Source organism: Enterococcus sp. DIV1337a, assembly GCF_051712285.1.
GTDB lineage: Bacteria > Bacillota > Bacilli > Lactobacillales > Enterococcaceae > Enterococcus > Enterococcus faecalis.
In genome coordinates this window covers 62,867-74,854 of sequence record NZ_JBIOOP010000002.1, presented here as the reverse complement: position 1 = coordinate 74,854, position 11,988 = coordinate 62,867, and the positions used below count along the sequence as shown (strand labels likewise).

At 37.4% G+C, this 11,988-nt stretch carries 10 protein-coding genes and 1 pseudogene; 4 read left to right on the top strand and 7 right to left on the bottom strand.

The features are described 5' to 3' along the window. Together IGL49_RS12590 and IGL49_RS12585 are read right to left on the bottom strand one after the other, a co-directional pair. Positions 1 to 741 (bottom strand): ABC transporter ATP-binding protein (locus IGL49_RS12590; protein ID WP_438749014.1); only part of this gene is annotated, 741 nt, incomplete at its 3' end. Beyond that, positions 728 to 1,666 carry an ABC transporter ATP-binding protein gene (locus IGL49_RS12585; protein ID WP_104858749.1) on the bottom strand — a complete coding sequence of 313 codons (939 nt, stop codon included), beginning with the start codon at positions 1,664 to 1,666 and terminating at the stop codon, positions 728 to 730. The genes IGL49_RS12585 and IGL49_RS12590, both read right to left, overlap by 14 nt. Positions 1,667 to 1,850: 184 nt before the next feature. Between IGL49_RS12585 and IGL49_RS12580 the strand changes: the two genes are divergently transcribed. Both IGL49_RS12580 and istA read left to right on the top strand, forming a co-directional pair. Continuing rightward, positions 1,851 to 2,411: a TetR/AcrR family transcriptional regulator gene (locus IGL49_RS12580; protein ID WP_103892184.1), complete on the top strand. Its 561-nt coding sequence runs from the start codon at positions 1,851 to 1,853 to the stop codon at positions 2,409 to 2,411. Positions 2,412 to 2,654: 243 nt separating this feature from the next. Then, positions 2,655 to 3,494: pseudogene (istA, locus tag IGL49_RS12575) on the top strand (IS21 family transposase); the annotation flags it as partial. Between the two features lie 56 nt (positions 3,495 to 3,550). Here istA and IGL49_RS12570 read toward each other — a convergent pair. The 4 genes from IGL49_RS12570 to IGL49_RS12555 form a co-directional block, all read right to left on the bottom strand. Next, positions 3,551 to 4,231: an IS6 family transposase gene (locus tag IGL49_RS12570; RefSeq protein ID WP_104858751.1), complete on the bottom strand. Its 681-nt coding sequence runs from the start codon at positions 4,229 to 4,231 to the stop codon at positions 3,551 to 3,553. Positions 4,232 to 4,566: 335 nt separating this feature from the next. Further along, positions 4,567 to 4,971 carry a DUF4430 domain-containing protein gene (locus IGL49_RS12565; RefSeq protein WP_104858752.1) on the bottom strand — a complete coding sequence of 135 codons (405 nt, stop codon included), beginning with the start codon at positions 4,969 to 4,971 and terminating at the stop codon, positions 4,567 to 4,569. 15 nt (positions 4,972 to 4,986) lie between these two features. Beyond that, positions 4,987 to 5,550, bottom strand: a complete 564-nt coding sequence (locus tag IGL49_RS12560) for a cob(I)yrinic acid a,c-diamide adenosyltransferase (RefSeq protein WP_073438540.1) — start codon at positions 5,548 to 5,550, stop codon at positions 4,987 to 4,989. Between the two features lie 13 nt (positions 5,551 to 5,563). Next, entirely contained in the window at positions 5,564 to 8,044 is a 2,481-nt protein-coding gene (locus IGL49_RS12555; RefSeq protein ID WP_104858753.1) for a vitamin B12-dependent ribonucleotide reductase, read from the bottom strand. Positions 8,045 to 8,192: 148 nt separating this feature from the next. Here IGL49_RS12555 and IGL49_RS12550 point away from each other — a divergent pair, with 148 nt between their 5' ends. Together IGL49_RS12550 and IGL49_RS12545 are read left to right on the top strand one after the other, a co-directional pair. Continuing rightward, complete coding sequence (locus IGL49_RS12550) at positions 8,193 to 8,732, top strand: cobalamin ECF transporter (RefSeq protein WP_089541866.1); 540 nt, start codon at positions 8,193 to 8,195, stop codon at positions 8,730 to 8,732. Positions 8,733 to 9,074: 342 nt separating this feature from the next. Then, a protein-coding gene (locus IGL49_RS12545; protein WP_162782871.1) for an IS6-like element IS1216 family transposase occupies positions 9,075 to 9,756 on the top strand; the annotation gives its coding sequence in 2 pieces (ribosomal slippage) (positions 9,075 to 9,389 and positions 9,391 to 9,756; 681 coding nt in all). Between the two features lie 257 nt (positions 9,757 to 10,013). Here the strand turns inward: IGL49_RS12545 and IGL49_RS12540 are convergent. Further along, a complete protein-coding gene (locus tag IGL49_RS12540) occupies positions 10,014 to 11,918 on the bottom strand; it encodes a heavy metal translocating P-type ATPase (RefSeq protein WP_104858759.1) in 1,905 nt (634 codons plus the stop codon). Positions 11,919 to 11,988: the final 70 nt, after the last annotated feature.

Genomic DNA, 11,988 nt, shown 5'->3' with positions numbered 1-11,988 from the left:
TACCATAGTCAATTGGTAGCCTAAATTTAAGAAACGTTCGAAATCGGCAAGTGATTTAAATTCCATTCGATAACTTTTATTCTCGTTATAACGAATGTCTGCCATGTCTGTGATATCAATAATTTTGCCCTCTCGGATGACTGCGACTCGGTCACTGACATCTTCCACTTCTTGGAAGATATTGCTAGACATAAGAATCGTTTTTCCTTGTTTCTTTTCTTGTTTTAAAAGATCAAGGAAGATGTCACGCATTAGAGGATCTAAACCTGTAGTTGGTTCATCCATAATTAAGATATCTGCATTAGATGCAAATGCTGAAACAATAGCTGTTTTTTGTTTCATCCCTTTACTCATGGAACGCACATTGGCCGTCACATCTAATTGAAGAAGATTACTTAACTCTTTAGCACGTTCCCAACTTCCGCGTCCAGATAAATAGATTTGATCTTTTAAAAACTCTTCACCGGTTTTGTTTCCTGGAAAATTGATCTCACCAGGAATATAAGATACATAACGTTTGACTTCTGCACTACTTTTGGTGGCATCAAGTCCATTAATAGTGACGCTTCCTTCATCAGGTTTCAGGAAACCCATCAAGTGCCGGATAGTAGTCGTTTTCCCTGCACCATTGATACCTACTAAGCCATAGTTTTCTCCTTTTTCAATTTCTAAAGATACATCGAATATTCCGCGTCCATTTCCATAATCCTTAGTCAAATGTTTAATATCAATGTAAGCCATATCGCAAATTCTCCTCTCCAGCAGCCACTGTTTTCTTACGATCATAAAAGTCCATAAAGTAATCTTCCAAAGTAAATTTAATTTCTGAAATAAAATTTACCTTTACCTTACTTAATTCTGTAAAAAATTCTTGCATCTTCTGATCCGTTAAGCTTAGTTTAACTTGATTTTGTTCAGGTCTTTTAGTTGGAATAGTAAATTCGGTATTTTCTATAAACTTCTGATAATCCTCAAAACTAGCAAACTCAATTTTGAATGATTTATTCGTACTCCGCTTCAATTCATTGGATTCAATTGTTGAAACCACTACCCCATCCTTAATGATGGCAATGCGATCACATGTTGCATCCACTTCAGTAAAGATGTGACTAGATAGGAGAATTGTTTTCCCTTCTGATTTTTCTTTTAAGATAAATTGAATGAAGCGTTCTTGCATAACAGGATCTAATCCTGAAGTAGGTTCATCTAATATCAATATTTTTGGATTATGCATAAAAGCAGTAACGACCGCTAGCTTTCTTTTGGTCCCAAGACCCATTTCTTTAATCTCTTTAGAAGTATCTACTTTAAAGAGCTCTTTAAGCTGCTCTGTCCTTGTCATATCAGTAATTTTTCTTGCATTTGCCATGAACTCAATAAATTGGTCTCCTGTCATTCCTTTTGGAAAAGCCAACTCTCCAGGTAAATAACCAACATCTTGTTTAATATTGGCTGCTGATTTCCAACTATCTTTTCCATTAATAGAAAGTTCTCCCTCATCAGCTTTAGAAAAGCCCATTAAGTGGCGAATAGTTGTCGACTTTCCAGCACCATTCGGTCCCAAGAATCCAAAAGCTTCTCCCTCATTTATCTCAAAAGAAACATCAAATATTCCACGTCCATGTCCATAGTCTTTGGTCACATGTTTCACTTCAATAACTGACATCATATTCCTACCTTTCTTTTAAATATCGATTATAAGATAATTAATAATCGTTTCTTTATTTACAAATGTTATACTATTTATTATACTAGTCTCACAAAGGAGGACAAGAGACATATTTTCAGGATCTGATAAATAATTTACATTTTTTCGATAATTGATACTTTCTCTAAAAAGGAGGCCCTATATGCAACAATTAGATTTAAGGGTTCAAAAAACTCATAAGGCACTTATAGAAGCATTTGAAAACTTATTACATGAAAAAGAATTTGAAAATATTTCAGTAACAGAAATATGTGATGCTGCTATGGTTCGACGACCAACTTTCTACAATCATTTCTTGGATAAATATGATTTTATAACCTTTTTTATTAAACATAAAATGAATGAAATATTTGATTTTGCTATCAAAAACTCAAATGAAGAAAAAGACAACTTTTTTATTATTGTTTTTGAACAACTATTGGATCAATTTGATAATCTCTTATATCTCATTTTCAGTATTCAAATGAATGCTAATATCATTTTTGAACTTGAAAGTGTGCGCGAGTACGGGAAGAGCATGCTAGGTAACCGCATAAAAAAAGGAGCTAGTGACGAAGAATTACCCATAGAGCTTAGTTATAAAGGACAGATCATTATGGGGATCACGATTCAATCCGTCTTTTGGTATAAGGAGAAAAGAAATCAAATTAGTCGTGAAGAAATTATTGAACTATATACACAGACTTTAGAAAAATTTAGCTAATCGAAGAATTGAAATGGATTCTATGTCAAGGACATTTAAAAAAAAGAAACCTTATGAAACTAAAATGGATTGAAAAGGACCCTATAAAGGCACTTTTTTTAGTGTCTATTCTATAGGATCCACTTTGATTTATGTTTGCTGTAAAGGGCGGTAGTAAAATGTAGGAAAAAGGCGATTTAAAATTGTCGGTTTTCCTACATTTTTTTGTTGTACACTTTTCTCATCATACAAAGGAGGCAAATGATGAGAAGAGATATTTATGAAGGAGTGCAATTATACGTGAATCAAAAAATCAAACCAAATTATGCAGAGCTAGCACGTCAATATCGTTCTGATTACCGAACAGTTAAATCCGCCTATGAACAAGGAATCAAGAATAAAAAGAATGGCGAACAAAAAAGAAAAGTGAAAAACTCTCGACCAAGCAAACTTGATCCATTCAAGCCAACCATCGAGGAAAAGCTCTTGTTAGGTTGCAGTGCAAAAGCAATTTTTAAATTCATTGAGAAAAAAGGATTTGAGAGTAAATACACGATTGTTCGAGAGTATTGCAAAGATCATAAAGCTGAAAAAATAAAACAAGCGACGATTCGTGTCACTCATCAGCCAGCTTTAGCAGGTCAAGTAGACTGGAAAGAAGAAATGAAATTAATTAGCAGAGAAGGTGAAATCTATCAATTTAATCTTTTTCTTTATGTTCTTCCGTATTCAAAAAAGAAGTATATTACACTCACATTCGATCGGAAACAGGATACTCTATTCTATTGCTTACATGAGGCCTTCTATCATACTGGAGGTATCCCTCAGGAAATATGGTTTGATAATATGAAAACAGTGGTAGATCAATCTCGCACGCAGTTTCGAAAAGTTCATTTTAACAATAGATTTTACGCCTTCAGTAAAGATGCTGGATTTGTCCCTATTTCTTGTAGAGCCTATCGGCCTCAGACAAAAGGAAGCGTTGAAGCATTAGCTCGAACGATGGAGCGCCTCAGAGTTTATAACTATGAATTTAGCAATCAACAGGGACTTATTAAAATCATTGATGAATTTTGTGAGGAACTCAATCAAGAAACGTCTCAAGGGTTCTGTTGCAAAGCGTCTCTAGCTAAAGATAATTTCCTTAAGCTTACTATCAATCAAGCCGGGATGCCTAGTAATCCTTTGATTTCAAGACACACTGAAAAACCAAAAAGGGACCCTTCTTTTCGGCTTTTCTTATATAGTCCTCGAATGGTTTCCATCCCTTTGATCGTGGTCGCAGCGGTACGTAAGCTTCGATAGAATTTATTTCTACGCTTGATTGGTCGATGATCTTGTTCAATCAAATTGTTTAAATATTTTACGGTTCGATGTTCTGTATGTTGATAAAACCCATGATTCTGCAACTTTTTGAAGGCACAGGAAATCGACGGTGCTTTATCAGTAACGAGAACCTTTGGTTCTCCAAAATGGTTGAACAGTCTCTTTAAGAACGCATACGCAGCTTGTGTATTGCGTTTTTTTCGTAACCAGATATCTAAGGTTAAGCCATCTGCATCGATGGCTCGATACAGATAATGCCATTTTCCTTTAATTTTGATATAGGTTTCGTCCATCTTCCATGAATAAAAAGACTGCTTGTTTTTCTTTTTCCAGATCTGATAAAGTAACTTCCCGTATTCCTGAACCCAACGGTAAATGGTTGTATAACAGACCTCAATGCCACGATCATATAAGATTTCTTGACCTTCACGATAACTGAGGTTATAGCGAAGATAATAACCGACAGCCACAATAATCACGTCTTCTTGGAATTGTTTTCCTTTAAAAGGGTTCATATCTTCGTTCCTCCCGGGTCATTTTAGTTAGATTTTACACTAAAAGGTCTTGATTGAAAAACTTTGCAACAGAACCAATAAGTCTATATTCAATAGCTTAGATTAACTTCACCAACAGCATATGAGGAATATTTTTCTTTACAATACTTTCAGAAGTAATTGCCGATGATTAATCTTTCACTGTCCGTTTTCACGATTGTATTATATAGAAAAACACGTTCAAACCTTTTGAAATAATTGGTTTGAACGTGTTTTAAATTAAGCTATTCTTTTAAAAAGCTAAAAATTTTATCGTACTTTCTAGCGTTTGTTTACTGTTACAAAATGCGAATATATTATTTAAATACGCCCAAATTGAAAACGACCTGATCATTATTAGCGAGTTTCATTTCATTTGCGCCTTTTTCACCCATTTTTCCATTGATCGTGAATGTCCAATATTTTTTTTGGGTCTCATCCTGAGCATGACCGTCAATTGAAGTAATAAAACCATCTTTTTCTTTTACTTCAAAGTTCGCTTTTAAAATTTCCAATAATGAGTCTCCTGATTGATAAGTGACTTTTTTTGATGTTATTTCTTTATTGCTATCAGTTAATTTTATCGACGCACTTGATTTGGCAACCTCGCTGGTTGCTTGAGTGGATGCTTTTGATGAAGTTTGATCATTTTGATTTGATTGGCACCCTGTCATAATGAATAACCCAATAAAAACTGTTAGTAATGTTGCGAATTTTTTCAAATTTAAAACCCTCTCTTAATGAAATACCTTACCTGCTCGTTCATAAAATGGCTCTGTTACAGAATAAACAGTATTTACATAGCGCGCAAGTACAAAAAACAAATCCGATAAGCGATTCATAATTTTGTACGCATGTAAATTGATATGTTCTTCTGAAATAAGCAATTGTGTCATTTCGCGTTCTGCCCGACGTATGACTGTACGTGTAATCTGCATATCACACGCCACCGGGTGTCCTCCAGGTAAGATAAATTTTTCAATCACGGGAACTTTTTCTTGATAATGATCGATCATGGCCTCGATTTCAGCTACCTCTTGTTTACCAACGAGCATTTCCCTAACGCCAGCCGGTGTAGCTAGATCTGTTCCAAGATCAAAAAGTAAAATTTGTAATGCGACTAATTCTTTTTTCAATAGCACAAATTTTTTCTCATCCAATTCTGAAATAATTTTTCCGATCCAAGAATTTACTTCATCAACACTACCATAGGCGCACACGCGAGCATCAGATTTTTTTATTCTTTGTCCACCAATAATGCTGGTATTTCCTTTATCGCCACTTTTAGTATAAATTTTCATCAAATAGCTCCTTTTACAAACCACATTTTAGTTGAACTTTGCAATTAGTACAGGTACTGCAGCCACCGATTTCTTCAATTCTACCTTCATGGCAAATCGGACATAGTTCTTCTGATTCTAGATCTATTGATTCAAGTGTCCTTTGATTCTCTTCTACCACTGCTGTAGGTTCTTCAAATACATTTTCATCTGCCTCAAGTGTCAACACTTGTGAATCCCGACTACCATCCACATAGACGGTCCCACCTTTAGCACCACCTTGATACAGGTCATCATAAATTGCGGCCACTTGTTTTACTTGATAGCCTTTAGGTGCATTGACGGTTTTTGAAATCGAACTATCTACCCAACGCTGGATCGCACACTGTACACTTACATGTGCTTCTGGTGACAATTCCATCGCTGAAACAAAGAATGGCGGTAAATTTTCAGCATCAGCGGATGGATTATTTTTCAAATATTCATCGACGATCGCAGCATGGACTTCAATGAATTTTCCTAAACGTCCACTTCTGAAATAAGAAAAAGAGAAATAAGGTTCTAAACCGGTTGAAACACCGGCCATCGTTCCCGTCGATCCTGTTGGTGCGACTGTTAATAAATGAGAATTACGAATACCGTATGTCAGAATCGCTTGTCGGATCGATTCAGGCATTTTCTTCATATAGCCCGATTCAATAAAACGTTGACGCAGTAACATTGTTTCCTCAGTTGTTTTACCAACTAAAAAGGGAAAACTGCCTTTTTCTTTTGCCAATTCGATCGATGTTTGATAAGCCGTAATTGCAATCTTTCCAAATACTTGATCTACTAAACGGTTACCCTCTTCAGAACCATAAACTTTTTCGCAATAAATTAATAAATCTGCTAACCCCATAACGCCAAGTCCAACGCGTCGTTCTCCTTTGGCTTGTTGTTCATTTTTTTCAAAGAAGTAAGGTGTGGCATCAATTACATTATCTTGGAAGCGGACACTAGCACGGACAACCGCTGCTAATTTATCAAAATCAACGGTCTTTGTTTTTTTATTGACCATATTCGCTAAATTGATAGCAGCAAGATTGCACACAGCATACGGTGTCAACGGTTGTTCACCACACGGATTTGTCGCAACGACTTTTTGACCATAAGCTTGAGCATTCGTCATCTCATTTGCATTATCAAGAAAAAAGATTCCTGGTTCTGCTGAATAGGTTGCACAATACGTAATCAAATCCCACAATTCACGAGCTTTGATTGTTTGATGGATTTTTACTTTACGACCCGTCGCTTCCCACTCTCTGACGTCCCCAACTTCCATCCAATGCTGATCATAATCAGCCATTTCATTAGTGTCATAGTCTTCAATTGCTGGAAAGCGTAGGTCATACGTTTGATCCTTTTCAACTGCTTGCATGAATTCTTTTGTCAAACAGACTGAAATATTCGCACCCGTTAAAAAGTTGGGATCTTTGACACTGTATGTTCCGCCTACTTGTAATTTTTGCTGAGCTTCTTTTACAGAGCGTTTCGCAGAAGTTGGTGCTTGGTGTTGAACAAAAAACTCTAACAATTCTTTGTCATCTGGCGTTAGAGGTGTGAAAACTAATTTTTCATTCGCCAATTGACGAACAGTGGCACTATTGCTAGTAGCAACCAAATTTTTTAGAATAGCTGGGTTCTGGATTTTAGAGATAATGAATTCAAAAATATCCGGATGCCAATCATTCAGCATAATCATCTGTGCCCCACGGCGGCTCCCACCTTGTTCAACTAAATTGGTTAAATTAGCTAGGTCATTCAACCATGAGACCGCTCCAGATGACTTACCGTTTACGCCATGAACAATTGCTGATTTGGGTCTTAATGTTGATCCATTCGTTCCGACACCACCACCACGGCTCATTATTTCCATCACTTCTTGCCGATGACTGGCTAATCCACCGCGCGAATCGTGGATAAAGGGCATCACGTAGCAATTAAAATACGTAACCTCGGTATTCGTTCCAGCACCATATAGGACTCGACCTGCAGGGATCAGATTTTGTTCTGCCAAATGATGGTAAAAGTCCGCAAAAAATTGAGGGCTTTTTTCTCCTTCAATCGCAGAGATTCCGCTAGCTACACGAGCTGCAATTTGTTCAAAGTAAAGTTCAAGTGGTTTTTCAACTTCGTTTATCGTTCGAATCACTCGACCCGAAACTAACTCCTCAGGATCAGTCAAAGCACTTTGAAACTCTTCTTCCACCCTGATAATCAACTGTTCTTTATTGATTTCTTCGATTTTTCCGATTCCTCGTGCTGGATATTGCGGATCCGGATGAGTCGTCAAGATAACGATATCTCCTACGGTCAAAGTTTTCCCACCTAGATCTTTATACGTATAGCGATCAAGCATAATCAGCCGTGAGATCCCTTCAAATGTCTGTTTCATCTCGGGAGTGATTGCCACTACTTCAGGAAAACACGAAATATCTTGATTTAATTTTTCTATATATGTCACAGGATAATCCATTTATTACTACCACCTTTATTATCGAAAACACAATATGTTGTGTCCGTATAATATTATAACACCATATAAAGTATAATTCAATCTTGTAATTAACTTTAATTCTGGTAAAATGAGAACTATTATCAATTAATTCAAAGGAGTTCTCCCATTGCGACAACCAACCTTTTTACGCTTTCCTACCCGAAGGATTACTACTCTTGCTTTATTTAGCGCTGCTTGTATCGTTGGGCGTCTCCTATTTACTTGGATCCCTAATGTCCAGCCAATGAGTGCTATTTTACTTTTATTAGCTTTTTACGGCAGCTACGCTGATACTTTGATCGTTACGATAGTCAGCTTATTAGGAACAAATCTCTACTTAGGAATGGGTAGTTGGACTATCAGCCAACTTCTCGCTTTTAGTAGTATTGTCACTCTTTTTCTTTTTTTATCAAAAATAACTCTGATCAGACGATATACGTTCCTTCAAGCTTTGGTTGCTTTTTTCTGTGGTCTTTGCTATGGATTGATCGTATCGAAAGTCGAGGTATTTATCTATCAATTACCCTCTTTTTGGGCCTACTATTTTCAAGGCTTATTTTTTGATGTCCTTCATGGTAGTGGAAATTTCGTTTTTTATCTTTTATTAGCCCCTGTATTTAAACGTGTCTTTAAACCTGTTATTCATCCATCAAAAATAGATCGCTAAAAGCAAAAACATGCGTCTCAATGCTAGGCTTAAATGCTAGCGTAAGGACACATGTTTTTGCTTTATTGGTTTGATACAAAGTCTTTTAAGAAATCCGCCTTTTTTTAGAGAAACTTATCTATGTCTTTAAGACTTTCTATTTCTTGTTTAATATTTACTAATTGTCTAACTTAATTTGACAATTAATATTATTTTGATTTTTACATATCCGAAGAATAAAACAGGTACGTATATTTTATTGAAGCTTCTTATACTGATTAAACGTATCGGTTCTGTTGCAAAGTTTTAAATCTACTATCAGATAAGGTAGAATAATAGAAAAAGATAGCAGGAGGAATGACGATGAGTCATTTTAAAGGAAAGCAATTTCAGCAGGATGTGATTATTGTAGCCGTGGGCTACTATCTTCGTTATAACCTTAGCTATCGTGAAGTTCAAGAAATCTTATATGATCGTGGCATTAACGTTTCTCATACGACGATTTATCGTTGGGTGCAAGAATATGGTAAACTACTCTATCAAATTTGGAAAAAGAAAAATAAAAAATCCTTTTATTCATGGAAAATGGATGAAACGTACATCAAAATTAAAGGAAAATGGCATTATTTGTATCGAGCCATCGATGCAGATGGTTTAACCTTGGATATTTGGTTACGTAAAAAAACGGGACACACAAGCAGCCTATGCTTTTCTTAAGCGGTTAGTGAAGCAGTTTGATGAACCGAAGGTTGTAGTCACAGATAAAGCCCCCTCTATTACAAGTGCCTTTAAGAAACTAAAAGAATACGGCTTTTATCAAGGGACAGAACATCGTACCATTAAATACCTGAATAATTTGATGGAACAAGACCATCGTCCAGTAAAGAGACGCAATAAATTCTATCGAAGTTTACGCACTGCCTCTACCACGATTAAAGACATGGAAGCCATCCGAGGATTATATAAGAAAACCCGAAAAGAAGGCACTCTCTTCGGGTTTTCGGTCTGTACTGAAATCAAGGTATTATTGGGAATCCCAGCTTAAATCATAGATACCGTAAGGGATTTTATTCTTTATTTAAAACTTTGCAACTGAACCGGATGAACAATTTGCCGAGAAGAATATTGGGTTACGCCACTCCGCGTGAGTGTTTATTGAACGAGCTATCGGAGCTATCCTTAGCCGCTAGATAACCATCAAAAACTAAATAACCAATGAATTTCAATAAGTGGCTAACTTGCACTTGAAATTTGGGATCATTTAAAGGATGGACTATTGTCTCAGCCTCTTCTAATTTATTCTTAAGATATTTTTACTTTCTCTGCAGGTGCTGATACTTCTTTTTGTTCTTTTCGACCTTTCAACTTATACTTCATTAATCTCATGCCATTGAAAATTACCACCAAGATACTACCTTCATGAACCAACATTCCGATAGACATATTCATCCATTTGCTGAAGAAGACGCTGGTCAACAAGACCAACACTACTCCAATTGAAATCACGATATTTTGTTTCATATTATTTGCGGTGGCTTTTACTAATCCTAATGCGTGAGGCAAGTTGCTGAAGTTCGAGTTCATTAAAACGACATCGGATGTTTCAATCGCTACGTCCGTTCCGCTTCCCATTGCAATCCCGATATCTGCTAGCGCCAAGGACGGGCTGTCATTGACACCGTCCCCGACAAAGGCGACCGTGTGCCCTTTTTGCTGGAGTTTTTCAATATAAGCCGCTTTGTCTTCCGGCAGCATATGCCCGTGCGCCTCGGTGAGGTTCAGTTCACGCGCAACCCGGTCCACTGTGCCTTGGTTGTCGCCGGAAAGAACCACTAAATCTTTCACGCCTAAATTCTTCAATTCCTGCAGGTCTTGTTTCACTCCTGGACGGATTTGGTCGCGGATTCCCATCAGAATCTTCAATTCCCCGTCGACTGCTGTCAATACTAAGGAGTTACCATTTTTCTCGAATTGTTTGACGTCTTTCTGCGCTTTTTTACTCAACTGCACATTTTCTTTTTCCATCAACGCCACATTTCCAACCGCGATGCGGTGTCCGTCCACTTGAGCGACAATGCCGCCGCCTTTGACGACGTCTGTGTCTTCTACCGGGAACAGTTCTACCGTGCCGGTATGCTGGAGGACGGCCTTGGCTAGTGGATGGTCTGATTCAGTCTCCACGCTGGCTAAATAACTGTAGGCTTTTTCTACATTGTCTCCGTACACTTCTGTTTCCGCGACTTCAGGATTCCCGACAGTCAGCGTTCCTGTTTTGTCGAACACAATCGTATCAACTTTGCTGAAGTCATTGATGACTTCGCTTCCTTTCAAAAGAACTCCATTGCGTGCACCGTTTCCGATTCCGGCTACGTTGGAGACCGGAACCCCAATGACCAATGCACCTGGACAGCCTAGGACTAAGATCGTAATCGCCAATTCAACGTTTTGGGTCATTGCCCAGACAATGAATGCCAGAACCAAAACAGTTGGGGTATACCATTTAGAAAAGCGGTCAATAAAGCGCTCTGCTTCTGATTTAGAATCTTGCGCTTCTTCCACAAGTTCAATGATTTTACCGAATGTGGTGTCTTCTCCGACTTTGTCTGCCCAAATCTGAATGGTGCCATTTTCCAATATCGTACCGGCAAAGACTTCACTGCCTTCTGTTTTTGTGATAGGAACGGATTCTCCTGTGATACTGGCTTCGTTGATATACCCTTCGCCTGTCAGAACGGTTCCATCTACTGGAACTTTCGCACCCGTTTTGACAAGCAGAACATCTCCTTCATCTACATCATCTACATCCACTTCTTCAAATTCTCCGTCTTCTGTTTGGACCAAGGCACTTTCTGGTGCCATGTCGGTTAATTCTTTGATTGCTGAACGTGTCTGGTTCAATGTACGCTGTTCCAAATAATGTCCGAACAAGAACAAGAACGTAACGATAGCCGATTCTTCATAATTTTGAATAAAAAGCGCACCAATCGCTGCAATACTGACTAAGACATCAATACTGATGACTTTGACTTTCATTGCTTGAAACGCTTGAATGGCAATTGGCGTAATCCCAAAGACAGAGGCGATGATCAAAGACCACTCTGAAAGTCCTACGTTTTCCAAAACAAAGTGACTGAAGAAACCGAGTGCGATTAACAATCCACTGATGACGGTGATAACATTTTTCTTGCTTAATATATATTGTTGCATGCTTTTTCCCTCCAAATTTAATTTCTCTTTTATTGATAAACACAGTATAAGATAATTGCCTAAGTAATTA